The sequence below is a fragment of the Micromonospora sp. RHAY321 genome (assembly GCF_023896955.1).
GTDB lineage: Bacteria > Actinomycetota > Actinomycetes > Mycobacteriales > Micromonosporaceae > Micromonospora.
In genome coordinates this window covers 122,698-149,098 of sequence record NZ_JAMHIW010000013.1, presented here as the reverse complement: position 1 = coordinate 149,098, position 26,401 = coordinate 122,698, and the positions used below count along the sequence as shown (strand labels likewise).

Below are 26,401 nucleotides of genomic sequence, written 5' to 3'. Positions count from 1 at the left end.
GCCACCGATGCGCCAGGAAGAGCAGCAGGTGAGCAACGACCATCCGGAGGCCGTCCGGTCCGCACCGGTTCCGGTTCCCCCGACCGGTGACCGGGCCGCCGGCCACCCGGACGTGCCCGAGGACGTCCTGGACGACCGGGGCACCTTCGACGACCCGTCCCTCGCCGACGAGCGCACCGACGGCCCCGGCGGACGGGACGACCGTCGGGACGACAGGGCCGCCGAGCGTACCGAGGAGGGCGAGTTCCACGAGCCGGGGCCGCTGCCGACCGTGTTCGGCGCCACCACCGTGGCCGACGCGGTGGCGGCATCCGCCCTGGCCAGCCCGCGCCCCGAGGACCAGCCGGACCCTCGGGCCGAGCGGACCGCCACGCCGGGCGACGGCGCCGAGGACGGCGAGCGGGAGGGCCTGCGCGCCGATCCGACGGCCGAGCTGCACCGCCGCGACACCGACACCGACACCGACGACAACCGGGGTACCGATCCGGCCGCGCCCGCCTACGGCAGCGCCGCGCCGGAGATGGTCGACCCGGACGCGGTCTCGCCGGACGCCGACCCGGCGCTCGCCGGGCGGGCCTCCGGCACCTCGCTGCACTCCGCGGGGACTGCGCTACCGACCGGGTCGACCGTAGCGGCCGAGCCGGCCACGCTGCTCGACGCCGACACGGCACAGGCGTTCCGGGACCGCTGGCGCGACGTGCAGCTGCGCTTCGTGGACGATCCGCACGCCGCCGCCGGTGAGGCACAGGCGCTGGTGGAGGAGGCCATCCAGGCACTCGCCTCCGCGCTGGCGGCGCAGAAGACCACGCTCGGCGGGTGGCAGGACGCCGGCTCGTCGGACACCGAGCAGTTGCGGGTGGCGGTGCGCCGCTACCGGGACTTCCTGGACCGCGTGCTGGGTCGCTGAGCGACGGCACCAACGGGGCGCCCCGGCCGGTCGGCCGGGGCGCCCCCTCGTCGCGGAACAGAAGCCGGACGAGAAGGCCCGAGCAGCCCACAACACGCCGGACGCGACACGGAGGCGTGAAACCACCCGCGCGGGGTAATACGCCGCCCGCGTAACCGACACGGGCGGCGGACGAGGGGTGGCGGGATGGAAGACGGCGGCGGCCTCCGGCTCGACATGAACGGCCTGGACTACCTCATCCTGGCCCTCTATTTCGTCACCGTCCTCGGGGTCGGCTTCGCCGCCCGCCGGGCGATCCGGACCAGCGTGGACTTCTTCCTCTCCGGCCGGTCCCTGCCGGCCTGGGTGACCGGTCTCGCCTTCGTCTCGGCCAACCTGGGCGCGTTGGAGATCATCGGGATGGCCGCGAACGGCGCCCAGTACGGCGTGATGACGGTCCACTACTACTGGATCGGCGCGGTGCCGGCGATGGTCTTCCTGGGCATCGTGATGATGCCCTTCTACTACGGCTCCAAGGTCCGCAGCGTGCCGGAGTACCTGCGGCTGCGGTTCAACCGCCCCACCCACCTGCTGAACGCGCTCAGCTTCGCCGTCGCGCAGGTGCTGATCGCCGGGGTGAACCTCTACGCGCTGGCCCTGGTGATGCAGGCACTGCTCGGCTGGCCGCTCTGGACCGCGATCGTGGTCGGCGCGGCGATCGTCCTGGCGTACATCACCATCGGCGGTCTGTCCGGGGCGATCTACAACGAGGTGCTCCAGTTCTTCGTCATCCTGGCCGGCCTCATCCCGGTCACCGTGATCGGCCTGGTCAAGGTCGGCGGGGTGAACGGGCTGATGGACGCGGTCCGCGACTCGAAGCTCGGTGAGGCGGGTCTGCACGCCTGGGAGAACACCGGCACCACCGCCAACCCGCTGGGCGCGCACTGGCTGGGCATCGTCTTCGGGCTGGGCTTCGTGCTCTCCTTCGGCTACTGGACGACGAACTTCGCCGAGGTGCAGCGGGCGCTGTCGGCCAAGAACATGAGCGCCGCCCGACGTACGCCGATCATCGCCGCGTACCCGAAGCTGTTCATCCCCCTGGTCACGGTCATCCCCGGCCTGGTGGCCCTGGTGACGGTGAAGGGCCTCGGCGCCGAGAGCGGTGACCTCCAGTACAACAACGCGATCCCGCTGCTGATGCGTGACCTGCTCCCCAACGGCGTGCTCGGCGTGGCGGTCACCGGCCTGCTCGCCTCGTTCATGGCGGGCATGGCGGCGAACGTGAGCGGCTTCAACACCGTCTTCACCTACGACATCTGGCAGGCGTACATCCGCCGCGACCGCTCGGACGAGTACTACCTGCGGATCGGCCGGTGGGCGACGGTCGCGGCTGTGGTGGTCGGCATCGGCACCGCGTTCATCGCGTCCGGGTTCAGCAACATCATGAACTACATCCAGGCGCTCTTCTCCGTCTTCAACGCGCCGCTGTTCGCCACGTTCATCATCGGCATGTTCTGGAAGCGGATGACCGCGCTGGCCGGCTTCTGGTCGCTGCTGCTGGGCACCCTCGTGTCGCTGAGCCTCTACCTGCTCTACAAGGGCGGGGTGGTCCACTTCAACTCCGACCTGGAGGAGAGCTTCTGGGGTGCCGGCCTCGCGTTCGCCACGGCGGTGGTGGTCGCCGCGATCCTCACCCCGCTCACGGCACCGAAACGCGACGAGGAGTTGCGCGGGCTGGTCTACGGCATGGGCGGTGTCGACCTGAAGGGCGACGTGCTCGCCGGTGACGCCGTCTGGTACCGCTCCCCCGTGCTGCTCGGCGTGATCGCGGTCGCGCTGGCCGCCCTGTTCTACATCCCGGTCTTCTAGGAAAGGGGTTCGGCAGATGAGCAACGACGGCCAGCCGGCACAGGACCCGCTGATCGACGAGACGCAGGAGGAGCAGCGCCGCTCCGCCGCCGCGAGGCTGTTCGACATCCGCCGGGTGATCGGTGGGCTCTTCGTGGCGTACGGCGTCATCGTGGCGCTGATCGGCGTCTTCGACAGCCGTGCGGAGATCGACAAGGCCGAGGGCGTTCGGATCAACCTGTGGGCCGGGCTGGTGATGCTCGCCTTCGGTCTGTTCATGCTGCTCTGGCAGTGGCTGCGCCCGGCCGAACCGCCGGCGCCCAACGAGAAGCAACCCGGCACCTGACCGACCGCCGTGCGCGCCGGCCGCCCCGGAGGGTGGTCGGCGCGCGGCCGCTCGGGTCCCCGCCGGCGCCGTGCATGGCCGCCGCCGCAGGGGGTACGCGAGGGGGATCAGGCAACGTGTCGGACACAGGAGGCAGCACCATGACCGATCGCGAGCGCCGACCGCCGCTGGAGGAGAGCCAGGAGGTGGCCTCCGCGGTGGACGACGACAGCACCGTCCCGCAGCTGCGGACCGGGGGCGGCCCCGACCGGGACACCCCGGCCTTCACCGAGCCCCGCGACCGGCCCGGCGATCTCGCGCCGGACACCGACGACCTGATCGGTGACCCGTACGGTGCCGGCACCGGCGCGACCGGGACGGGTACCGGCGCCGGCGGGGACAACATCCGCACCGGGGCGGAGCAGCCCTGGGAGCCGGAGGACCTGGTGATGGCCCGAGGGCAGGACCTCACCCCGGAGAACCTGGACAAGGCCCGCCGCGACCTGGCCGAGCACGGCCGGGCGGCGATCGAACGCACCGTGCCCTGAGCCCGGCGCACGAGGGTGGGTCCCCGGCCCGACCGTGACGGTCGGACCGGGGACCCGGGGGACCTGCCGCCGGCAGTGCCTCACCTACTGCCGACGGCGGGTGGTGCGGGAGCGACCCGGTCAGAGAGCCGGGTACGCGTTGCGCATCAGCTCCTGGAACTGCGCCGAGAACCAGGCACCGGAGATCGGCGCGTTCGGCAGGGCGCCGCTCGGGTTGTTGCCGTTGCGGGCGTTGCCGGTGTACGTCGGGTCGCACATCCGGTCGAAGCCCTTGCCCTCGTCGTTCGGGATCAGCTGGCTGGAGCCGTCCGACTCACCCGGGGGCTTCACCCACACGTACGCGTCGATGCCCGGCTCCGGGTTCGACCGGGGCCGCTCACCGAGGCCGGCGCCGGCCTGGTTGCACCAGTTGCCGGCGTGGAGGCGACGGTCGATGCGGCCACCGTTGACGTAGGTGTCCACGCTGGTCGTCGCGCCCGGCCCGGTGGGCCGCGCGGAGCCGCCCCAGCCGTTGCGGGACGTGTCGATCAGCATGCCGATGCCGGAGTTGAAGCCGACCGAGACCAGCTTGTCGCGGAACGCCTGGGCGAAGGACAGCTCGTCGACGTAGTAGTTCCAGTCGATCCACTTGGACTGCCGCACCGTCTGGCCGTTCACGTTGTCAGTGATCTTGACGTACGGCTCGCGCAGGGCCGAGTAGTTCGCCGTGTTGACGATGAACCCGTGCACGTTGTTCACCGTGCTGCCGGAGGCGACCGCGGCAGTCTTCAGGATGTCGGCGGTCGGGCCGAAGTTGGTGTCCCAGCCGAGCCAGCCGTGGTGGCCGGCGTCGATGTAGTTGTAGACGTTGCCGATCGCCCCCAGCTTGGCCAGGGCGTAGCCGACGCCGTTGACGTACGCGCCGTTGGCCTTGACGGTGTCACACATCGCCGTGCCGCCGGCCTGCCCGGAGGTGTTCGTGATCAGGTTCGGCAGCGAGTCGATCTCGATGACGTTGATGATCCGCAGGCTGCTGTACTTCGACTCACCCTGGATCGCGGCGATCGGGTCGATGTACTGGGCCTTGTACTTCGGCAGCTCGTCCGGCCCCAGTTCACCGTTGGAGGCGAGCGCGGAGCAGTCCCGGCCGGGCAGGTTGTAGATCACGAACTGGATGTAGCCGGCGCCCTGGCGCAGGGCCTCGTCCAGGTGCTGACGCACGCCGAAGGCGCCGTTGGAGCTGCTGTCCGGGGTGCCGTTGATGGCGGCGATCCGGTCCAGCCACACCGCGGTCGGGTTGTTGGAGACCCGGCTGCCGCCCGGCTCGGCGTCCGCCTTGGCCTTCCACTCGGGGTTCACGTATCCCCGGACCCCGGCGTACGGATTGTCCACCTTGCTACCGGTGGGGGGCGGCGTGGTCGGGGGCGGCGTGGTCGGCGGTGGCGTGGTGGGCGGCGGGGTGGTCGGCGGCGTCGTCGTGCCGCCGTTACAGGTCACCCCGTTGAGGGTGAACGACGTCGGCTTGGGGTTGCTGCCGCTCCACGCGCCGTTGAAGCCGAGGCTGATCGACGCACCGGTGGCGAGGCTGCCGTTGTAGGGCAGGTTGCGCGCGGTGACCTGGCTGCCGGACTGGGTGAACTCGGCCGACCAGCCCTGCTGCACCCGCTGGCCGGAGTTCGGGAAGGTCCAGCCGAGGCTCCAGCCGTTGACCGGGTCGCCGAGGTTCTTGAGGGTGATGCTCGCGGTGAAGCCACCGGGCCAGTCGTTCGTCGAGTAAGCGACGTCGCACTGCGTCGCGGCGTGCGCCACGGTGACCGGTATGGTCACCAACCCGCCGGCGACCAGGGCGCCCGCGCCGGCGAGCGCGAGGGCCCGGCGTTGGCCGGACAGCCTTCTCCACACATTCATGCCACTGATCTCCTTGGGCGAGACCGGGCTCGCGTACGGCCCGGCGAGACGGCCCGGTGGGCGTCCTACTCGGACGGCCGCCGGCGCCATACGGGATTCTTCGGGGGGTGCCCGACCCGGACGGGCGGTGGTGGTGGTGATCGGCCGGCGCACAGCCGGTCGGCGGCGGGACGTCGTCCGGTGAACCGGATGCCCTCGACTCCCTGCCTGCGCGGTGTGGCTCCCCGAACCGCGTGCGCCGATTCTTGCATGGGAGCGCTTCCATGGCAATGGCTCGATGTGTTCGGGAGGGCGATGCCCCTTGCCCGAGTTCGGACGATACCGCCGAGGCCGCCCGAGTCGCACGAGTCGGGCGCTTCCCAGCCCTTCCGGATGAGCACGTCCAGCGAGTACGGCCAGAGCCGAACGACGTGCGCCGCACGCAACGGGGTGTCACGGCCCGAGACGGCGCTGAGCGCGGCGAAAGCCGCGTAGTACCCCTTCGCCGCTTACCAACAGTAAAGGTCAAAACACGAATCTTTCCCTTCATAGGTCGTGAAACGGTCTAACGTCGGTCTTAGCTCGGTTGTCGCCGGGCTCAGGACAACAGGGATGGAGTGACGCAGGTCATGGCTAAGAAGATGCTCGGGAAGGTCGTTGCGGGGGCCGCGCTCGGGGGCGCTTCGCTCCTGGTGTTCGCGCCGGGAATCGCGTTCGCCGACGGTCACCACGACGACGGCAGGGACCGTGACGGCAAGGTTTTCGCCAAGCCGCACGTCGTCAAGGCCGGCGACGAGGTCAAGCTGCTCGAGATCTGCCCGGATCGACAGGAACACGCCTTCGTGTGGTCCAAGGTCACCGGCAAGGTCAAGCTCAAGCCCGTCCATGACGACCGGGGTGACGACCGCGGCGAGTGGCGCGAGGAGGACAACTCCGGCCACGACGACAACGGCAAGGACGAGCACGGCAAGGACGAGAACGGCAAGGACCACGAGGGCAAGGACAACAACGGCAAGGACGAGCACGGCAAGGACGACAAGGGCAAGGACGAGAACGGCAAGGACGAGCACGGCAAGGACGAGAACGGCAAGGACCACGAGGGCAAGGACGACAACGGCACCGGCAAGCCGCAGCCGCCGGCCGATGACGCCCAGCCCAACGGCCAGGGCGGCGGCGCTGCCGCCGACGCCAACGGCGACGAGGGCAGCAAGGACTGGAAGGGCGAGGAGCACGGCCAGGACGCCGAGGACAACCGCGACAAGAAGGAGTGGGAGTCCAAGGACCACGAGGAGTACGGCTCCGACGAGCGCGGCTCCGACGAGTACGGCTCGGACAAGGGCTGGGAGTCCAAGGACAACGGCTCCGAGTACGGCTCGGACAACGGCCGCGACTCCAAGGACCACGAGGAGTACGGCTCCGACGAGCGCGGCTCCGGCAAGGACGACCACAGCGACTACGGCGACGAGGACCGTGGTGGCTACGGCAAGGACGACCGGGACGAGGACCGCGGGGACCGCGGGGACCGCGGCGACCGCGAGCGGGAGTTCGTCTACTACGGCGAGGCCAAGGTCGACAAGGACGCCCGTCCGGGTCGCTACGAGCTCAAGGGCTCGTGCGGCGAGGGTGAGCTCGTCGTCCTGCCCCGCGGCGGGGTCGACGGTGGTGACGGTGGCGCCAGCACCGGCACCGACCGTGGCCTGGCCACCGGTGGGGCGAGCCTGCTCGGCGCTGCCGCGCTGGGTGGGATCGTGCTGATGCGTCGTCGGCGGACCGATGGTTCGCTCGTCTGACGTGACGACGGCACCGGCCGGCGGCCGTCACGGGAAACCGTGGCGCGCCGCCGGCGCGGTCGTCGTCGTCACCCTGGCCATGGTCGGCGCCGGCATGATCGGCGCCTCCCTGAAGACCACGCCCGCGCCCCGTCCGCCGCAGCCGCAGGCCCAGGCCGGTCCCGAGGTCACCGGCCCGGCGGCCACCGACGCCGACGTCCCGTCGGTCGAGGGGCAGCCCGTCGGGGAGGGAGACGTTCCCGCCGGACTGGCCCGCTCCGCGCCGACCAGCATCGAGATCCCCCGGATCGGCGTCAACGCGACGATCATGTCGCTGGGCACCAACCCGGACGGCACCGTCCAGGTCCCCCCGCTGGAGAAGGCCGACCAGGCCGGCTGGTACGAGCCGGGGGCGAGCCCCGGCGAGACCGGTAACGCGGTCATCGTCGGGCACGTTGACTCGGCGAAGCTCGGCCCGGCCGTCTTCTTCGACCTCGGCTCCCTCGTCCCGGGCGACACGGTCACGGTGCGGCGGGCCGACGGTCAGCCGGTCACCTTCCGGGTCGACTCGGTGAAGTCGTACCCGAAGACGGCCTTCCCCACCGAGCTGGTGTACGGGCCGAACGACCGGCCCGGTCTGCGCGTGGTGACCTGCGGCGGTCAGTTCGACGAGACCGTCCGGAGCTACCCGGACAACGTGGTCGTCTTCGCCACCCTGGTGGAGTGACCCGGCAGAACGAACGCGGTCCGGCGTACCGACTCAGGCCGCGGCGGAGGTCCGCACCAGGGTGCGGATCTGGCGCAGCAGCACGGACAGGGCGGCGAGATCCGCCCGCGACTCGTCGAACTCCCCCATCGCCCGGCGGGCACGGTGGATCGAGGTGGCGTTCGACTGCTCCCACTGCTGCACCCGCTCGTGCGGCGGCAGGTCGTCCGGGGTCGAGTCGAGCACCTCCGCGGTGAGCGCGGCCAGCGCGGCGTACAGGTCGTAGCGCAGCGCCATCCGGGCCAGCGTCTGCCAGCGGTCCTCCCGCGGCAGCAGGGAGATCTTCGACAGCAGCGAGTCCACCCGGAACAGGTCGGACAGCACGAAGTAGACCGACGCCACCTCGCTGACGTCCCGCCCGCTGCGGGTCGCCGTCTCCACCACGTCCATCAGGCCGAAGCTGTACATGAGCCGGGTGGCGCGCTCCGCCAGCTCCCGGGGCAACCCACGCTCGGTCATCGAGTCGATGTGCGCCACGATGCCCTGCCGCTCGGTGCCGTAGAACAGCTCCTCCAGCCCCGGCAGCAGCCGGGCCACCCCGTCGCGCAGCCGGGCGATCTCGCCCGGTACGTCGATCGGCGAGCGCCGGTTGGACACCAGCCACCGCACCGCGCGGTCGAGCAGGCGCCGCGTGTCCAGGTAGACGCTGGTCTGCAGTTCCGGTGCGACCTTGTTGTCCAGCGCCTCGACCGCGTCCCACAGCTCACGCAGCCCGAACACCTCGCTGACCACCACGTACGCCCGGATGACGTCGGCCGCGCTGGCCGCGGTCTCCTCGACCACCCGGAAGACGAACGAGATGCCGCCCCGGTTGATCGCCTCGTTGACCAGCACCGTGGTGACGATGTCCCGGCGCAGCCGGTGCCGGCCCATCCGGTCGGCGAACCGCTCGCGCATCGGGGTCGGGAAGTAGTTGACCAGAACCTCGGTCGTCCACTCCTCGTCGGCCAGCCCCTCGGTGAGGATCTCCCGTTCCAGGACGATCTTCACGTACGCGAGGAGCACCGCGAACTCCGGCGCGGTCAGCCCGGACTCGCTGCGGACCGCCAGTTCCTCGTCCGGCGGCAGCGCCTCGAGCGCCCGGTCCAGCGCACCTGAGCGCTCCAGATCATTGATCATCCGGCGGTGCACCGGGAGCAGCGAGGCGGCCTGCGCCTGGGCGTTGTTGATCGCCCGGGCCTGGTCGTAGTTGTCCCGCAGCACCAGCTCCGCGACCTCGTCGGTCATCTCGGCCAGCAGCTCGTCCCGCTCGGCCGTGGTCAGCTCCCCGTCGGCGACCGCGGTGTTCAGCAGGATCTTGATGTTCACCTCGTGGTCGGAGGTGTCCACCCCGGCCGCGTTGTCGATGAAGTCGGTGTAGATCCGGCCACCGGTCAACGCGTACTCGATCCGGCCGAGCTGGGTCCAGCCCAGGTTGCCGCCCTCGCCCGCCACCCGGCAGCGCAGGTTGCGCCCGTCCACCCGGATCGCGTCGTTGGACTTGTCCCCCACCTCGGCGTTCGTCTGGCTCGACGCCTTGACGTAGGTGCCGATGCCGCCATTCCAGAAAAGGTCCACCGGCGCGGTGACGATCGCCTTCATCAGCTCCTGCGGCGACAGCTGCGTGACGTCCTCGTCCAGGCCGATCGCCGCCCGGACCTGCGGCGTGATCGGGATGGACTTGGCGGTACGCGAGAAGATGCCGCCACCGGCCGAGATCAGCTCCGGGTTGTAGTCCTCCCAGGACGACCGGGGCAGCTCGAACAGCCGCCGGCGCTCGGCGTACGAGGTGGCCGCGTCCGGGTCCGGGTCCAGGAAGATGTGCCGGTGGTCGAAGGCGGCCACCAGCCGGATGTGCTCCGAGAGCAGCATCCCGTTACCGAACACGTCACCGGACATGTCGCCGACGCCGACCACGGTGAAGTCCTGGGTCTGGGTGTCGACGCCCAGCTCCCGGAAGTGCCGCTTGACCGACTCCCAGGCGCCCCGGGCGGTGATGCCCATCTTCTTGTGGTCGTAGCCGGCCGAACCACCGGAGGCGAACGCGTCGCCCATCCAGAAGTTGTGGGCCTTGGAGATCTCGTTGGCGATGTCGGAGAACGTCGCGGTGCCCTTGTCCGCCGCCACCACCAGGTACGGGTCGTCGCCGTCGTGCCGGACCACGTCCTCGGGCGGCACGATCTGCCCGCTGACGATGTTGTCGGTGACGTCCAGCATCGCGCCGACGAACTCCTGGTAGCAGGCGACCGCCTCGTCCCGGTCCCCCGGCTTCTGCTTCAGCACGAAGCCACCCTTGGCGCCCACCGGCACGATGACGGTGTTCTTCACCATCTGTGCCTTGACCAGGCCGAGCACCTCGGTACGGAAGTCCTCCCGACGGTCGGACCAGCGCAGCCCGCCCCGGGCCACCGGCCCGAACCGCAGGTGCACACCCTCGAACCGGGGCGAGTAGACGAAGATCTCGAACCTCGGCCGGGGTGCGGGCAGGTCCGGGATGGCCTGCGGGTCGAGCTTGAACGCCACGTACGCCTTCGGCCGCCCGTCGGCACGCTTCTGGTAGAAGCTGGTCCGCAGGGTGGCCTCGATCAGCGTCAGGTACGAGCGCAGGATCCGGTCCTGGTCGAGGCTGGCCACGTCGTCGAGGGCGCCCCGGATCGTCTCCACCAGCTCACCGCTGCGCTGCTGACGCTGCTCGGTGCTCAGCTCGCCCGGCGCGAACCGGGTCTCGAAGAGCTCCACCAGCAACGCGGCGATCTTCGGGTACGCGATGAAGGTCTGCTCCATGTAGTCCTGCGAGAAGACCGTGCCGGCCTGCCGCAGGTACTTCGCGTACGCCCGCAGCACCACCACCTGCCGCCAGGTGAGCCCACCGCGCAGCACCAGTTCGTTGAACCGGTCCACCTCGGCCTCGCCACGCCAGGCGGCCGCGAACGCGTTCTCCACGTGCGGGCGCACCTCGGCCAGCTCCTGGTGCCCCTCGGGCAGCATCAGGCCGAAGTCGTAGAGGTAGACCCGACCGTCGATCCGGTCCACCTCGTACGGGTGCTCGTCGACGACCCGGACACCGAGCGAGTGCAGCACCGGCAGCACGGCGGAGAGCATCATCGGCTCGCCGTACCGGTAGACCTTGAACCGGACGTCCATCGCCTCGATCAGGTCCGCTCCGGGCACGCGGGTGCCCGGGCGGGGCGCGAGCTGCTTGCGGAACAGGTGCATCTCCAGCTGGCCGGGCTCCTCCAGCAGCTCCAGCTTGGCCAGGTCCTTCATGGCCTCGTACGGCGTGTGCCCGTCCTTGTAGCCCTCCGGGAACGCGTCGGCGTACCGGGCGAAGAGGTGCTTGGCCTGCTCGTCGCCGAGCTTGCGCTCCAGCACCAGCCGGTAGTCGTCGTCCCAGAGCCGGGTCGCGTCGGCCAGCTCCTCGGCGAGCAGGTCGGCGTCGATCTCGCCGGGCGGCCGGGTCGGGTCGGTGCGGACGATGAAGTGGACCCGCGCCAGCATCGACTCGGTGACCCGGGTGGTGTAGTCCACCCCGACACCGTTGAGCTCGCGCAGCAGGATGTCCTGCATCCGTAGCCGGTTCTGCGTGGTGAACCGGTCCCGGGGCAGGTAGATCAGGCAGGAGATGAACCGCCCGTACGCGTCCCGGCGCAGGAAGACCCGTAGCTGCCGGCGGCCGGCCATCCGCAGCACGCCGATGACCGCGTGGTACAGGTCGTCGGTCTTGATCTGGAACAGCTCGTCGCGCGGGTAGGTCTCCAGGATCTGGAGCAGGTCCTTGCCGGAGTGGCTGCGCCGGCTCAGGCCGGAGCGGTCCAGCACCTCGGCGACCTTGCGGCGCACCACCGGCAGCTCTCGCACGCTGGTCCGGTACGCGGCGGTGGAGAACAGGCCCAGGAAGCGCCGTTCGCCGATCACCTCGCCGGCCTCGTTGAAGATCTTGAAGCCGATGTAGTCCAGGTACGCCGAGCGGTGCACGGTGGCCCGCGAATTGGCCTTCGTGATGATGAGCAGGCGCTTCTCCAGCACCTTCTCGTGCGCCTCCGGCGTCATCGACGACAGCGACCGGGCCTCCGGCGAATCGGAGCGCAGGATGCCCAGACCCGTGCCGAGGACCGCCTCCAGCGCCTTGCCGTCGACCACGTCCGCGCTGTCCCCGCCGGGGGCGTCCACCAACCGGTACTCGCGGTAGCCGAGGAACGTGAAGTGGTCCTGGGCGAGCCAGCGCAGCAGCTCCACCGAGTCGGTGATGTCCTTCTCCGGCACCGGCGGGCGGTTGTCGGAGGTGCGGGCCGAGGCCAGCTCGTCTGCGAGCGCGAGGGCCCGCTGACGCATCTTCGGCCAGTCCTCCACGGCCTCCCGCACGTCCGTGAGCACCCGCTGCAGCTCGCGGCGCAGCCGCTCCCGTTCCTCCGCGTCCCGGACCGGGTCGATCTCGATCCGCATCCAGCTCTCGATGATGTCGCCGGCGATCGCGTCGTCCGGTTCGACATCGGCGGAGACCTCGGTGAGCCGGCCCAGCGGCTCCCGCCGGACCACGACCAGCGGGTGCACCAGCAGGTGCACGTCCAGGTGGTACGAGTTGAGCAGCGCGGTCACCGAGTCGACCAGGAACGGCATGTCGTCGGTGACGATCTCGACGACCGTGTGGTGCTGGTCCGCGTGCGGTTCGTGGATCCGAAGCTTGAGCTCGCCCGGCACCCGCTGCTGGGCGAGGTCCCGGTGCGCCCGGGCCGCGTCGAGCATCTCCTCCGCCGTGAAGCCGACCAGCTCCTCGTCCGGGGCGAACCGCCAGAAGCGCCCCACCAGGGTCGCGACGTCGTGGTCGTCCCCGGCGAGCGCCACGGCCTGTGCCACCAGGCGCTCCGCGTTGGGTACCGGCTCGTCGAGCTCGGCGTCCTCCACGTCGTCGGCCAACGCCTCTGTCGGCAGGCCCAGATCGTAGATTGTGTCGATACTCGACCCGGTCAGCCCGGTCACTCCCGTGTCGAGTCGGCCGTAGCCGTCCCCGTCGGTCGCCGAATCGAAGCTGTCGTCGTCCCGGCCGGAGTCATCCTGCCGGAGGTCGGGTTCCGGTTTGATCGCCGGACGCCGGTCCATCGGTGCCACTCCCCTCGACCCACCGCGTTGTGGGTCAGTCTGCCCAAGCCTAGGCCCTACCGCTCTGCACGATCGTCGGCGGACCACCGGCCGGACGTCCGGATCGGGACTCTGTCCTTTCACCCGTTGCGGGTCATGAGGTTGGCCGGTTGCGGGATACCCCGCCACGCGATGTTCATCACACCGGCGCGGTCCGTCTTTCCGCACGTCGGAGCCCACCACGGGACGTTGGGGACACCGTTCGCGTACTACCGTGCAGGGCAGTCCGCAATTGGAAGGACCCGCTCCATGCCTCTGTCGTACCCCCGGTCCCACCGGCCGAACCGCACCCGCCGGCGAGTCGCCGCACTCACCGCGACCCTGCTCTCCGCCGGTCTCCTGGCCGCCTGCTCCGGCGATGACGGGCCGCAGCGCAGTGTCGACGCCTTCCTGGCCGGCTGGCGCAGTGGCGACCTCAAGGCGGTCGGCCTGGTCGACGCGGCCGGCACCAGGCGGCTGCCGGCGGCCGACGTGGCCCGCGAGATCAAGGAGCTGTCCGGCGAGTTGGCGGCGACCCCGCCGGCGCTGACCCGACGGGGCGAGCCGAAGGTCACCGCCGACGTCGCGACCGCGCCCATCCGCGTGGAGTGGACCCTGCCCGATCAGACCCGCTGGGCGTACGACCGGGAGGTGCGGCTCGTCCACGGCGAGGACGACCAGTGGCAGGTGGTCTGGGAGCCGCGGGTGCTGCACGAACAGCTCACGAAGGGTGACCGGATGGCGCTGCGCCGCGTCACCGGTCCCCGGGCCGCGGTGCTGGACGCCGCCGGGCAGCCGATCGTGGCCCCCCGCCCGGTGGTCCGGGTGGGCGTGCAGCCCAACGGGGTCGCCGACATCAGGAAACTGACCAAGGACCTCGACGCGGCCTTCAAGGCGATCCGCCCGGCGTTGGTTCCCGCGGTCGACCTGGCTGACCTGCCCGAGCGGGTGTCGAAGGCCGAGCCGGGAGCGTTCGTCGAGGTGGTGACGCTGCGCGAGGAGGCGTACCAGCAGATCAAGCCACGGATCTACGACCTGCCGGGCACCAAGTTCATTTCCGACAAGCTGGACCTGGCCCCGACCCGGGAGTTCGCCCGGGCGCTGCTCGGCTCGGTCGACCCGGCGCAGGCCGACGACCTCGCCGCGCACCCTGACCGGTACCTTGCCGGCGACCTGGTCGGGCACGGCGGGCTCCAGGGCCGCTACGACGAGCGGCTGCGCGGCGCTCCCGGGGTGACCGTCGTGGTCGAGCGGCCCGCCGAGGACGGCAAGCTGGCACCCACCGGCACCGAGCTGTTCCGCCGCGAGCCGCAGCCCGGGCAGGCGCTGAAGACCACGCTGGACGTGGCCGCCCAGAACGCGGCCGACGGCGCGCTGCGCGCGGAGCCGCGCCGATCCGCCCTGGTGGCGGTGCGGATCAGCGACGGCGCGGTGCTCGCCGCCGCGAACGGCCCCGGGCCGGCCGGTGAGAACCTGGCCTTCACCGCCCAGGTGCCGCCGGGTTCCACGTTCAAGATGGTCAGCGCGCTGGGCCTGCTGGACCGGGGCGCGGTCACCCTGGACGGGCCGGTGGAGTGCAGGAAGACCTTCACCGTCGACGGTCGGTCCTTCAAGAACTCGGACAACTTCGAGCTGGGCTCGGTGCCGTTCCGCACCGACTTCGCCAAGTCCTGCAACACCGCGTTCGCGGCGTTGGCGCCGAAGCTCGGCGGCGACGGGCTGGCCGCCGCCGGCCGCTCGCTGGGCCTGGAGGGCCAGTGGGATCTCGGCACCGACGTCTTCACCGGCAAGGTGTCGACCGGTGGCAGCCCGGCCGAGCAGGCCGCCGCCTCGTTCGGGCAGGGCACCACGCTGGTCAGCCCGCTGGCCATGGCCGGCGCCACCGCCGCGGTCGCCCGGGGCCGGTTCGAGCAGCCGAAGCTGCTGGTCGACCCGGCGCCGGCCAAGCCGGCCGCGGCCGGGGAGCAGCTCAAGCCGGAGTCGGTCGCCGCGCTGCGCACCATGATGCGCGAGGTGGTCACCACCGGCACCGGCACCGCGCTCAAGGACGTGCCGGGCGGCGAGGTGTACGGCAAGACCGGCACCGCGGAGTACGACAACAACCCGGCCCACACCCACGCCTGGTTCGTCGGCTGGCGGGGTGACGTCGCGTTCGCCGTCTTCGTGGAGAAGGGCGGCGCCAGCACCGCCTCGGCGGTCCCGATCGCCGAACGGTTCCTGCGCGCCCTGCCGGCCCGCTGACCTGACCGCCCGCCGCCGCGAGAGGGGCTGGCGGGTGGGTCAGGCCGTGTCGGCGTTGGGGCGGTCGGTGGGATCCGGGGCGGTCGGTCGCCGCAACAGACCCGGGCCGGCCGACGCGGGCGGGCCGACCGGTTCCCGCTCGACCGGAGCCGCGATGTGCGCGACGTGCTCCCGGTCCGTTCGGCCCTCGTGGCCCGGGCCGCCGCCCACCGGCTCCGCGTGCACCGGTGCCCGGGTGTCGAGCGGCTCCGCCCCGGTCGGGGTCGGGTCACCGAGGGGAGCCCGGTCCCCTGAACGGCGGATGCCGGCGGGCTCGGCGTCGACCGGGTCAGCGGCGGCGGGTCGAGGCGCGTCGAAACGCCCGATACCGCTCCCGGACCGCCCGTTGCCGCCGCGCGGAGTGGGGGCCGGCCGGGCCGACAGCAACCGGGGCGGCACCGCCTCCGGGGCGGTGACCGGGGCCAGCCCGGCGACCACCGTGTTGACGATCTCGGCGGCGTACGAGCCGTCCGGGTCGTAGTCGGGGTCGAAGACGGTCAGCTCGACACCCAGGCAGTGCGGGGTGTCCACCAGACCGGCGAGCAGGATCTCCAGCTCGGCGAAGGCGATCCCGCCCGGGTCCGGCGCGTCCACGGCGGGCATCACCGCCGGGTCGAGGACGTCCACGTCGATGTGCACCCAGTAGCCCGCGCAGTCGGCGAGCTGCTCGTGCGCCCACTGGGCGGTGCGGGCGGCACCCTCGGCGCGCAGCGCCGGCACCGGCCGGGTGGTGATCCCGGCCGCCTGGAGGTCGAGCCGGTACTCGTCCTGCGCCCGGATGCCCAGCACCACCACGTCGACGTCCCGGAAGTAGGGTCGACGCCCCTCCAGCGCTGCCAGGTCGGCCTGCCCGCGCCCGGTGACCAGGGCCAGGTCCTCACCGGCCGCCGCGCCCACGTAGGAGGCGTTGCCGGGGTGCCGGAAGTCGGAGTGCCCGTCGACGAAGACCAGCCCGATCCGCCCGCCGACCGCCTCACCGAGGCGGTGCATGGCCAGCGCCGAACCGAGCAGCACCGAGCAGTCGCCGCCGAGCACCACCGGAAACTCGCCCCGGTCGATGATCGACCCGATCCGCTCGGCGAGGGCCAGCGAGTAGTCGGCGATCTCCCGGGCGTGACACACCCCGTCGCCGGGCCGCCAGTCGCCCGGGTCGTAGCGGGGTGCGGTCAGGCAGCCGGCGTCGCGGGCGCGCAGCCGGGCCAGCAGGTCGTGGTCCCGCAGCGCACCGGGCGCCTTGGCACAGCCCGGCACCGACGTGGACGTCGGCGGCCGCAGACCGAGATTTGTCGGCGCGTCGAGGACGGCGATCCGGCGCATCATGAGCTCCCGTCCTCGGTGGTCGGGCGGGCCGGCCGGAACGCCGGCCCGCGCTGGCGTGCTACGAACTCAGAACAGGGCGCTGGCCAGTGCCCGGCGCGCCGAGGCTACCGCCGGATCGTCCGGGCCCGCGATGGTGAACAGCGAGACCAGGTGCTGGCGTGCCGCTTCCCGGTCCTCGCCGGCGGTGCGCCGGACCAGGCCGACCAGCCGGGCGTACGCCTGCTCGGCCATGCCGCTGAGCACCTCGATGTCGGCGGCCAGCAGTTGGGCGGCCACGTCGTCCGGGGCGCTCTCGGCGGCGGCCAGCGCGGCGGCCGGGTCGGCGCCGGCGACCCGGCGGGCCACCCCGACCTGGGCCAGGCCCGCCTCGGCGACGGCGTCCGCCGGGGAGTCGGCCAGAATCTTGCGGTACGCCCGCTCGGCGGCGTCCAGGTCACCGCTCATCAGCGCGTCGTCCGCCTCGTCGAGGCGCGGGTCCTCCGGCTCGGCGACGGCCACGCCACCGGCCTTGAGCACGGCCTGGATCCACTGGCGCAGCTGCGCTTCGGGCACCACGCCGGAGAAGGCGTCGATCGGCTGACCGCCGACCACCGCGTAGACCATGGGGATGCCCTGAACCCGGAACATCTGGGCGATCCGCGGATTTTCCTGCACGTCGACCCGGGCGAGCACCCACGTGCCGCCGCTCTCTGCCGCCAGCCGCTCCAGCACCGGGGCGAACTCGTCGCTCTCCGGGAAGCCGGCCGCGCCGAAGAAGACGAGGACGGGCATGGCCATCGACCGTTCGAGCACGTCGGCCTGGATGGTGGCTTCGGTGACGTCGACGATGGCGGCGTTACCGCCGGCGGTGGGCGCGCCGGGGGTGCCTGCGGACGGGCCACCCTGCGGGGGTGTGCCGGGGCGGGTACTGGCTGGTGCGGGGCCGCGCAGCGTGCTGAGGTCGACCGCGCCGCGGGTGAAGATCGACGAGGTGATCCGTGGGTCGCTCATGGTTACCTAGTCTCGCACGTGAGCCCCCGATCTCAGCTCACCCGCAACCCCGACGTTGCAACTCTCACGCCACGCCCCCGACCCCCGTGATCATGCACTTTGTGTCCCCGGGACGCGGCGCGTGCGGCGTCTTCCGGGGCGGAGAGTGCAGGATCACGGGGGCTCTGGGGTCAGAAGCGCGCGGGCTCCCGGTAGGTGCCCCACTCGGCGCGCAGCGCGTCGCAGATCTCGCCCAGGGTGGCTTCCATCCGGACCGCGTCGAGCATGGCGGGGATCATGTTCTCGTCGGTGCGGCTGACCTCGACCATCCGGGCGACGGCCGCCCGGACCGCCGACTCGTCCCGGGCGCCCTTGCGCTCGGCGAGCACCCGGCGCTGCTCCAGCTCCACCTCGTGCGAGATGCGCAGGATCTCCAGCTCCTTGGCGACCGTGCCGGTGTGGCAGTTGACGCCGACGATCTTCTTGTCGCCCTTTTCGAGGGCCTGCTGGTAGACGAAGGCCGACTCGGCGATGTGCCCGGTGAACCAGCCGTCCTCGATACCGCGCAGGATGCCGGAGGTCATCGGGCCGATCTGGTGCGGGCCCTCCCCACCGAGCTGCCGGATCCGGGCGAAGATCTCCTCCGCCTCGGCCTCGATCTTGTCGGTGAGCGCCTCGACGTACCAGGAGCCGCCGAGCGGGTCGGCCACGTTGACCACGCCGGTCTCCTCCATCAGCACCTGCTGGGTACGCAGGGCGATCTCGGCGGACTCGTCGGTGGGCAGCGCCAGGGTCTCGTCCAGCGCGTTGGTGTGCAGCGAGTTGGTCCCGCCGAGCACCGCGGCCAGTGCCTCCACGGCGGTGCGTACGACGTTGTTGACCGGCTGCTGGGCGGTCAGCGACACCCCGGCGGTCTGCGTGTGGAACCGCAGCCAGAGGGCCTTCTCGCTGGTGGCGCCGTAGACGTCGCGCAGCCAGCGGGCCCAGATCCGGCGGGCGGCACGGAACTTGGCGATCTCCTCGAAGAAGTCGAGGTGCGAGTCGAAGAAGAAGCTCAGCCCCGGCGCGAAGACGTTGACGTCCAGCCCACGGCTCAGCCCCAGCTCCACGTAGCCGAAACCGTCGGCCAGGGTGTACGCCAGCTCCTGCGCGGCGGTCGAGCCGGCCTCACGGATGTGGTAGCCGGAGACCGACAGCGGCTTGTAGCGCGGGATCTCCCCGGCGCAGTACTCCATCAGGTCGCCGATCAGGCGCAGGTGCGGCTCGGGGTCGAAGAGCCACTCCTTCTGCGCGATGTACTCCTTGAAGATGTCCGTCTGCAGCGTGCCGTCCAGCTTGGACAGGTCGGCGCCCTGCCGCTCGGCGGCCACCAGGTACATGCAGAACACCGGCACGGCCGGGCCGGAGATGGTCATCGACGTGGTGACGCCGGCCAGGTCGATGCCGTCGAACAGCGCCTCCATGTCGGTGGCGGTGTCGATGGCGACGCCGCAGTGGCCGACCTCGCCCAGCGCCTGCGGGTCGTCCGAGTCGCGGCCCATCAGCGTCGGCATGTCGAACGCGACCGAGAGCCCGCCGCCGCCGGCGCCGAGGATCATCTTGTAGCGCTCGTTGGTCTGCTGGGCGTTGCCGAAGCCGGCGAACTGCCGGATCGTCCAGGTCCGCCCGCGGTAGCCGGTCGGGTGCAGACCCCGGGTGTACGGGTACTCGCCCGGCCAACCGATCCGCTCGAAACCCGGGTACGCGGCACCCTCCGGTGGTCCGTAGACCGGGTCGACCGGCATCCCGGAGAGCGTGGTGAAGTCCGCGTCCCGCTTGCGCGCGGAGTCGTACCGGGCCTGCCAGCGTGCCCGTCCGGCGGCGATCTCGTCGGCGTCCATGCGCAGGGCTCCTCCTCGGGTCCTCGACTGCACGTCGAGTGTAGAGCCCTGGCCTGAACGATCGCTAAGTCACGCCGTACCGGCGGGTAACCTGAGCTGGGTCGACCGCTCAGCCGGCCGGCGTCGCCGGCCCGTCGATCTGCACGTCATCGACCCGGATGTTGACCTCGTCGACCCGCAGCCCGTACGCCTCGACCGCCTCGGTGACCCGGGCCCGCACCTGGCCGGTCACCTCCGGCACCGGCTGGCCGGCCTGGATCACCAGCACCAGGTTGACCACGGCGGCGTCCCCGGTCACGTGGGCCGAGCAGCCCCGCCGCGCGTCGCCCACCTGGTCCAACCCGACCCTGTCCAGGACCGAGTTGAAGAACCGGGCGACGTCCCCACCGAGCTCGGCCACCCCGGGCACCGCCCGCGCCGCCGCCACGGCGATCTTCTCGATCACCTCGTCGGAGACCTGCGTCGTCCCGCCGGCCACCGCCGACACCGTGCTCAGCTCCCGCGTCGCCTCGTCGCTCACGTCCCGCTCCCCGCCCTCACCAACGCCTGCCGGCCTCCGGCCGCACGCGAGCCACCCGCGCGTCCGCGAGCCTACTGCCTCGTGGATCTAGGGACTATCGTCGCTTGTGGAGACCCACTCACGACGACGAGCCCTGGATGGGCGCGGCGGTCGGGGGTCAGCGGGCGAGCTGGGCCAGCAGGGTGTCTGCTGCCGCGTAGGGGTCCTGGGCGCCTTCGGCGACCTTGGTGGCCAGGGTCTGCAGCTCCGTACCGTCGCGTAGTGAACCGATCCGCGCACGGAGCACGCCGAGCGCGATGGCCTCGATCTCGGCGGCGGCCCGCGCCTCCTGGCGGCGGCGAAGCTCGCCGTGCTCCACCAGCCAGCCGCGGTGCTTGTCGATCGCCGCGGCGATGTCGTCGATGCCCTCGCCCCGCGCGGCGATCGCCCGGACGACCTGCGGCCGCCACTGCCCCGGGCCGCGCTCACCGAGGGCGATCATGCCCTGGATGTCGCGGACCGTGGCGTCGACGCCGTCCCGGTCGGCCTTGTTGACCACGAAGACGTCGGCGATCTCCAGGATGCCGGCCTTGACCGCCTGGATCGCGTCGCCCATGCCGGGGGCGAGCAGCACCAGCGTGGTGTCCGCCAGCGAGGCGACCTCCACCTCGGCCTGCCCGACGCCGACGGTCTCGACCAGCACCACGTCGCAGCCGGCGCCCTCCAGCACCCGAACCGCCTGCGGAGTCGCCGCGGCCAGCCCGCCCAGGTGCCCCCGGCTGGACATGGACCGGATGTAGACGCCCGGGTCGGTGGCGTGGTCCTGCATCCGCACCCGGTCGCCGAGGATCGCGCCGCCCGTGAACGGGCTGGACGGGTCGACCGCCAGCACGCCGACGCGGTGCCCGCGCGCCCGCAGCGCACGGACCAGCTCGTTCGTGGTGGTCGACTTGCCCACCCCGGGTGAACCGGTCAGCCCCACCACCTGTGCCTGCCCGGCGTACGGCGCCAGCGCGGCGGCGATCGCCGGCAGCAGCTCGTCGCCGTTCTCCACCAGCGTGATCAGCCGGGCCACCGCGCGGGGGTCACCCGCGCGGGCCCGCTCGACCAGCAGCGGTACGTCCCGGCTCCGGCGCACCGACGAGGTGCCCGACGCCGGAACGTGCTCGACCGTTTCACTCACTGGTCGGCCGCTGCGTTTCCCGGTACGTGGATGATCAGCGCGTCGCCCTGGCCACCGCCGCCGCAGAGCGCCGCGGCGCCGGTGCCGCCGCCGCGCCGCTTCAGCTCGAGCGCGAGGGTGAGCACCAGCCGGGCGCCGGACATCCCGATCGGGTGACCCAGCGCGATCGCGCCGCCGTTGACGTTGACCCGGTCGGGGTCGATGCCGAGGTCACGGGTGGACTGCACGCCGACCTGGGCGAACGCCTCGTTGATCTCGATGAGGTCCAGGTCCGCCACGCTCAGGCCGCCCTTCTTCAGGGCGTGGTTGATCGCGTTGGACGGCTGCGAGTGCAGCGAGTTGTCCGGGCCCGCCACGTTGCCGTGCGCGCCGATCTCCGCCAGCCAGGTCAGCCCCAGCTCCTTGGCCTTGGCCTTGCTCATCACGACCACCGCGGCGGCGCCGTCGGAGATCGGTGACGAGCTGCCCGCGGTGATCGTGCCGTCCTTGGCGAACGCGGGACGCAGCTTGGCCAGCGACTCGACGGTCGTGTCCGGGCGGATCCCCTCGTCCTCGCTGATCACCAGCGGGTCACCCTTGCGCTGCGGGATCACCACGGGGGTGATCTCGTCGGCGAAGTGGCCGTTCTTCTGCGCGGCGGCGGCCCGCTGGTGGCTGGCCGCGGCGAAGGCGTCCTGCTCCTCGCGGGAGATGCCGTGCCGGGCGCCGAGCCGCTCGGTCGACTCGCCCATCGAGCAGCAGTCCCAGGCGTCGCTGAGCCCGTCGTGCGCCATGTGGTCCTTGACCACCACGTCGCCGTACTTGTAACCGGAGCGCTGGCCCAGCAGCAGGTGCGGGGCGTTGGTCATCGACTCCATGCCGCCGGCCACCACGATGTCGAACTCGCCGGCCCGGATCAGCTGGTCGGCCAGGGCGATCGCGTCCAGGCCGGAGAGGCAGACCTTGTTGATGGTCAGCGCCGGCACCGACATCGGCACGCCGGCCTCGACCGCCGCCTGCCGCGCCGGGATCTGACCGGCACCGGCCTGGAGCACCTGCCCCATGATCACGTACTGGACCTGGTCCGGGCTGACCCCGGCCCGCTCCAGCGCCGCCTTGATCGCGATCCCGCCGAGCTTCGTGGCCGGGAGGTCCTTGAGGTTGCCCAGCAGCCGCCCCATCGGGGTCCGCGCGCCGCTGACGATCACCGAAGCCATGCCTGCCTCCGAGGGGGGTGCCGAGCTGTACGCCTTAACGATTGTTCGGTCAGACTAGCGCCATGGCTGAGAACTCCCCCGCCGAGCCCGGTGCGGACTACGTCACAGACATCGGGCTTCGCAAGATTGACCACGTCGGGATCGCCGTGGCCGACCTGGACGCCGCGATCGACTTCTACCAGCGGACGTTCGGGATGCGCTGCGTACACACCGAGACCAACGCCGAGCAGGGCGTTCGGGAAGCGATGCTGGCCGTCGGCCCGACCGCCGAGGGCGGCTGCGTGCAGCTGCTCGCCCCGCTCACCCCGGAGTCGACGATCGCGAAGTTCCTGGACCGCAACGGGCCGGGCGTGCAGCAGGTCGCGTACACCGTGGTGGACATCGACGTGGCCTGCGCGGCGTTGCGGGCGCGGGGGATGCGGCTGCTCTACGACGCCCCACGGCGCGGCACCGCCGACTCCCGGATCAACTTCGTGCACCCGAAGGACGCCGGAGGCGTCCTGGTCGAACTCGTCGAACCCGCCGCCACGCACTGACCCGCCGAACGCCGCACCACCCGCGCCGCCGGCGCCGCGCGGCGCCGCAAGATCCGCACAACATCAGGGATGTAGTCGCCTCCGCCGCCCCGCGAGGCAACTACATCCCTGATGTTGTTGCCCCCACGGACCGCGTGGAGGCCCCGAGAGCGGCCCCGCAAGCACGGCAGTGCGCGGTTGGCGGGGTCGTCGGACACCTTCACGCATCGGTCGATGCAGTTTTTCACAGAGGACTTCCGGCTTTAGCTACCGTTCAGTAACGTCCCGGCCCACAGGAGCGCGACCGGTGCCGGATGTGTCGAATGCCGACATGGCGGTCGTGCCCACCGGCGCCGACGATGGCAGCACCCGGGCCCGTGCGGGTGCGGACGAACCGGAGGTCACCGTGCAGGACATCCTCGAAGCAATCATGGCGGCGGAGGAATCGAGCGATCCGGACCGCGAGCTGGCCGGTGTCGCCGGGCTGCCCGTACCGGAGAGTTACCGGGGTGTCGTCGTCCGCGCCGAGGAGGCCCGGATGTTCGACGGCATGGCCACCCGGGACAAGGACCCCCGCAAAGCGCTGCACGTGCAGGAGGTGCCGACGCCGGAGCTTGCGCCGGGCGAGGCGCTGGTCGCGGTGATGGCCAGCGCGATCAACTACAACACGGTGTGGACCAGCATCTTCGAGCCGGTGTCCACCTTCAAGTTCCTCCAGCGCTACGGCCGGGTCTCCGAGCTGACCCGCCGGCACGACCTGCCGTACCACGTGGTCGGCTCGGACGCGGCCGGCGTCGTCCTGCGCACCGGGCCGGGGGTGACGCGGTGGGCGGCCGGCGACGAGGTCGTGGCGCACTGCCTCTCCGTCGAGCTGGAGGACGCGGCCGGGCACGACGACACCATGCTCGACCCGCAGCAGCGGATCTGGGGCTTCGAGACCAACTTCGGCGGGCTGGCCGAGCTGGCCGTGGTCAAGGCCAACCAGCTGATGCCCAAGCCGCGGCACCTGACCTGGGAGGAGGCGGCCAGCCCGGGGCTGGTCAACTCCACCGCGTACCGGCAGCTGGTCTCGCACCACGGGGCCAACATGAAGCAGGGCGACGTGGTGTTGATCTGGGGCGCCTCCGGCGGCCTCGGCGGCTACGCGACCCAGATGGCGCTGAACGGCGGCGCGATCCCGGTCTGCGTCGTCTCCTCGCCCGAGAAGGCCGAGCTGTGCCGCCGGATGGGCGCGGAGCTGGTCATCGACCGGGCGGCGGAGGGCTTCCGGTTCTGGAAGGACGAGGAGACCCAGGACCCGAACGAGTGGAAGCGCTTCGGTGAGCGGATCCGCGAGCTGACCGGCGGCGAGGACCCCGACATCGTCTTCGAGCACCCCGGGCGGGAGACCTTCGGCGCGAGCGTCTACGTGGCCCGGCGCGGCGGGACGATCGTCACCTGTGCCTCCACCAGCGGATTCCAGCACCAGTACGACAACCGCTACCTGTGGATGCACCTCAAGCGGATCGTCGGCAGCCACTTCGCCAACTACCACGAGGCGTGGCAGGCCAACCGCCTGGTGGCGCTGGGCAAGGTGCACCCGACGGTGTCCCGCACCTATCCCCTGGAGCAGACCGGCCAGGCGGCGTACGAGGTGCACCGCAACGCCCACCAGGGCAAGGTCGGGGTGCGCTGCCTCGCTCCCACGGACGGTCTGGGCGTACGCGACGGGGAGCTGCGGGCCCGGCACGAGGACGCGATCAACCGGTTCCGGGGGCACTGACCGGGCCACCGGCCGGACGGACGAGCACCGGATGGCCAATGTGGCGAACGGGCATTGTTCTTCCACCTCAATTGCGGGATAGCCAGCCGGATCGAACAAAGGGCCACGGGGGCACCCCGTGGCCCTTTTCCGCGTCACGCTGCGTGGCGTCCGTCCCGCCCGGGACCTGCCAAGATCGCCCATTGGTCCGGCCTCGCCGAGAGCGGGAGTTGACCATGTAAAGAGGACACGAAAGCTCCGCACCGCTCTTGCGAAGCACCCTGGGGCGTCTGCCAGTATGTCCCAATGCCCCAGCAGCAGTCCTCCCCTCTCGCGTTCTTCGATAACGCGAACTCGCAGCCAGATTTCACCGTTGGCCTGCGCGGTTACAACACTCACCAGGTCGACGACTTCCTCGGCCGGATGACCGCCGCGCTGACCCAGTCCGAGCAGGCCCGTGCCGAGGCCGAGCAGCGGATGAACGACGCCCAGCGTCGCCTCCGCCAAGCCGAGCAGCGCATGAGTGCGCTGGAGCAGAAGCTCACCGACACGAACAAGCAGCTCGAAGAGAACAGCCGGCCCACCCTCTCCGGGCTCGGCACCCGCGTCGAGCAGATCCTCCGGCTCGCCGAGGAGCAGGCCAACGACCACCGCAACGAGGCCAAGCGCGAGTCCGAGGGCATCCTCTCCGCCGCCCGCCTCGAGGCCCGTGAGATCACGGACAAGGCTCGCGCCGAGGCCGCCGCGATGAAGGCCAGCGCGGAGCGCGAGGCCGGCAACCTGCGCACCGCCGCCGAGCGCGAGGCCGCCGAGGTCCGGGTGCAGGCCCGTCGCGAGGCCGACACGCTGCGCGCCGACGCCGACCGCGAGACCAAGCAGCTGCGCACCGTCACCGCGCACGAGGTGGCCGAGCTGAAGTCGACCGTCGAGCGGGAGGTGGCCACCCTCCGGGCCACCGCCGAGCGGGAGATCACCCAGCAGCGGGCCAAGGCCGCCCGTGAGGCCGAGGAGAAGCGCGCCGAGGCGACCAAGCTGCTCACCGACGCGCGGGACAAGCGCGACAAGGACCTACAGGCCCTGGAGCTGCAGCTCGCCGAGCGGCGTGAGAAGGCCGAGCGCGAGGAGTCCGAGCGGCACGCCGCCCAGGTCGCGCAGACCCAGAAGATGGTCAGCGAGGCCGAGCAGCGTGCCCGCGCCGCCCAGGAGCGCGCGAAGGAGATCGAGCAGCGCGCCGAGGCCCGCCGGGTCGAGTCGGAGCGCAGCGCCGCCGAGACGCTCGACAAGGCCAAGGCGCACTCCGAGAAGACGCTCAACGAGGCCAAGGCCGAGTCGCAGCGCCTGCTCACCGAGGCCCGCACCGAGGCTGAGCTGACCACCCAGGCCGCCCGCCGGGAGGTCGAGGACCTCACCCGGCAGAAGGACGCGGTCACCTCGCAGCTCGGTCAGATGCTCTCCGGGCTCGCTGGCATCGTCCCCGGTGTGCCGCCGGCGGCGGCTGCCGCGGCCAAGCCGGAGGCCAAGAAGGCTGACGGCCCTCAGGAGCGGGTGACCGCGGAGACCACTGGCTGACGCGAGGCGTCAGGTCGGGGCATCGACGGCGCGAGGTGACACCGGGTGACCGGTGTGACCTCGCGCCGTATGCGTTTCCCAACCCTTGACATGCAGCGTCCCGAACCGAGTGAAGTAGGTCCCAGAAGGGGCGTCCGTATCGCCCCA

Annotated in this window: 18 protein-coding genes; 10 read left to right on the top strand and 8 right to left on the bottom strand. The window is 71.5% G+C overall.

Going from position 1 to position 26,401, the window contains the following annotated elements; all coding sequences use genetic code 11:
- The first annotated feature begins 7 nt into the window (after positions 1-7).
- From M8C17_RS23815 to M8C17_RS23800, 4 genes are all read left to right on the top strand, one after another.
- Positions 8-907, top strand: a complete 900-nt coding sequence (locus M8C17_RS23815; protein WP_252418793.1) for a hypothetical protein — start codon at positions 8-10, stop codon at positions 905-907.
- Between the two features lie 186 nt (positions 908-1,093).
- The gene (locus tag M8C17_RS23810) at positions 1,094-2,755 is read left to right on the top strand and encodes a sodium:solute symporter family protein (RefSeq protein ID WP_252418792.1); all 1,662 of its coding nucleotides are present in this window, start codon (positions 1,094-1,096) and stop codon (positions 2,753-2,755) included.
- 16 nt (positions 2,756-2,771) lie between these two features.
- A complete protein-coding gene (locus M8C17_RS23805) occupies positions 2,772-3,080 on the top strand; it encodes a hypothetical protein (protein ID WP_252418790.1) in 309 nt (102 codons plus the stop codon).
- 140 nt (positions 3,081-3,220) lie between these two features.
- The gene (locus tag M8C17_RS23800) at positions 3,221-3,607 is read left to right on the top strand and encodes a hypothetical protein (RefSeq protein ID WP_252418788.1); all 387 of its coding nucleotides are present in this window, start codon (positions 3,221-3,223) and stop codon (positions 3,605-3,607) included.
- 120 nt (positions 3,608-3,727) lie between these two features.
- On the opposite strand, the gene M8C17_RS23795 is transcribed toward M8C17_RS23800, so the two are convergent.
- Positions 3,728-5,494: a glycoside hydrolase family 6 protein gene (locus M8C17_RS23795; protein ID WP_252418786.1), complete on the bottom strand. Its 1,767-nt coding sequence runs from the start codon at positions 5,492-5,494 to the stop codon at positions 3,728-3,730.
- A gap of 608 nt (positions 5,495-6,102) precedes the next feature.
- On the opposite strand from M8C17_RS23795, the gene M8C17_RS23790 reads away from it, so the two are divergent.
- Together M8C17_RS23790 and M8C17_RS23785 are read left to right on the top strand one after the other, a co-directional pair.
- The gene (locus tag M8C17_RS23790; protein ID WP_252418785.1) at positions 6,103-7,263 is read left to right on the top strand and encodes a hypothetical protein; all 1,161 of its coding nucleotides are present in this window, start codon (positions 6,103-6,105) and stop codon (positions 7,261-7,263) included.
- Between the two features lies 1 nt (position 7,264).
- Entirely contained in the window at positions 7,265-7,969 is a 705-nt protein-coding gene (locus M8C17_RS23785; RefSeq protein WP_252418783.1) for a class F sortase, read from the top strand.
- Between the two features lie 33 nt (positions 7,970-8,002).
- Here the strand turns inward: M8C17_RS23785 and M8C17_RS23780 are convergent, their stop codons facing one another.
- Complete coding sequence (locus M8C17_RS23780; protein ID WP_252418781.1) at positions 8,003-13,084, bottom strand: NAD-glutamate dehydrogenase; 5,082 nt, start codon at positions 13,082-13,084, stop codon at positions 8,003-8,005.
- Positions 13,085-13,372: 288 nt separating this feature from the next.
- Between M8C17_RS23780 and M8C17_RS23775 the strand changes: the two genes are divergently transcribed.
- Positions 13,373-15,343, top strand: a complete 1,971-nt coding sequence (locus M8C17_RS23775; RefSeq protein WP_252418780.1) for a penicillin-binding transpeptidase domain-containing protein — start codon at positions 13,373-13,375, stop codon at positions 15,341-15,343.
- A 39-nt stretch (positions 15,344-15,382) separates the two neighbouring features.
- Here M8C17_RS23775 and M8C17_RS23770 read toward each other — a convergent pair whose 3' ends face one another.
- The 6 genes from M8C17_RS23770 to M8C17_RS23745 all read right to left on the bottom strand — a co-directional run bounded on the left by M8C17_RS23770 (position 15,383) and on the right by M8C17_RS23745 (position 22,429).
- The gene (locus M8C17_RS23770) at positions 15,383-16,702 is read right to left on the bottom strand and encodes an arginase family protein (protein WP_252418778.1); all 1,320 of its coding nucleotides are present in this window, start codon (positions 16,700-16,702) and stop codon (positions 15,383-15,385) included.
- Between the two features lie 66 nt (positions 16,703-16,768).
- Positions 16,769-17,692 (bottom strand): tetratricopeptide repeat protein, encoded by a 924-nt coding sequence (locus M8C17_RS23765; RefSeq protein WP_252418777.1) that lies wholly within the window; start codon positions 17,690-17,692, stop codon positions 16,769-16,771.
- A 170-nt stretch (positions 17,693-17,862) separates the two neighbouring features.
- Positions 17,863-19,551: a methylmalonyl-CoA mutase gene (locus M8C17_RS23760; protein WP_252418776.1), complete on the bottom strand. Its 1,689-nt coding sequence runs from the start codon at positions 19,549-19,551 to the stop codon at positions 17,863-17,865.
- Positions 19,552-19,660: 109 nt separating this feature from the next.
- Entirely contained in the window at positions 19,661-20,071 is a 411-nt protein-coding gene (locus M8C17_RS23755) for an Asp23/Gls24 family envelope stress response protein (protein WP_252418774.1), read from the bottom strand.
- Positions 20,072-20,228: 157 nt separating this feature from the next.
- Positions 20,229-21,233 (bottom strand): methylmalonyl Co-A mutase-associated GTPase MeaB, encoded by a 1,005-nt coding sequence (gene meaB, locus M8C17_RS23750; RefSeq protein WP_252418773.1) that lies wholly within the window; start codon positions 21,231-21,233, stop codon positions 20,229-20,231.
- Positions 21,230-22,429 (bottom strand): acetyl-CoA C-acetyltransferase, encoded by a 1,200-nt coding sequence (locus tag M8C17_RS23745; protein WP_252418772.1) that lies wholly within the window; start codon positions 22,427-22,429, stop codon positions 21,230-21,232. Before M8C17_RS23745 ends, meaB begins: the two co-directional genes overlap by 4 nt.
- Before the next feature lie 62 nt (positions 22,430-22,491).
- Between M8C17_RS23745 and mce the strand changes: the two genes are divergently transcribed.
- The 3 genes from mce (at position 22,492) to M8C17_RS23730 (ending at position 26,254) form a co-directional block, all read left to right on the top strand.
- Positions 22,492-22,965 (top strand): methylmalonyl-CoA epimerase, encoded by a 474-nt coding sequence (gene mce / locus M8C17_RS23740; protein WP_252418771.1) that lies wholly within the window; start codon positions 22,492-22,494, stop codon positions 22,963-22,965.
- Positions 22,966-23,350: 385 nt separating this feature from the next.
- Entirely contained in the window at positions 23,351-24,706 is a 1,356-nt protein-coding gene (ccrA, locus tag M8C17_RS23735) for a crotonyl-CoA carboxylase/reductase (RefSeq protein WP_252418827.1), read from the top strand.
- A 285-nt stretch (positions 24,707-24,991) separates the two neighbouring features.
- Entirely contained in the window at positions 24,992-26,254 is a 1,263-nt protein-coding gene (locus tag M8C17_RS23730) for a DivIVA domain-containing protein (RefSeq protein WP_252418770.1), read from the top strand.
- Positions 26,255-26,401 lie beyond the last annotated feature (147 nt).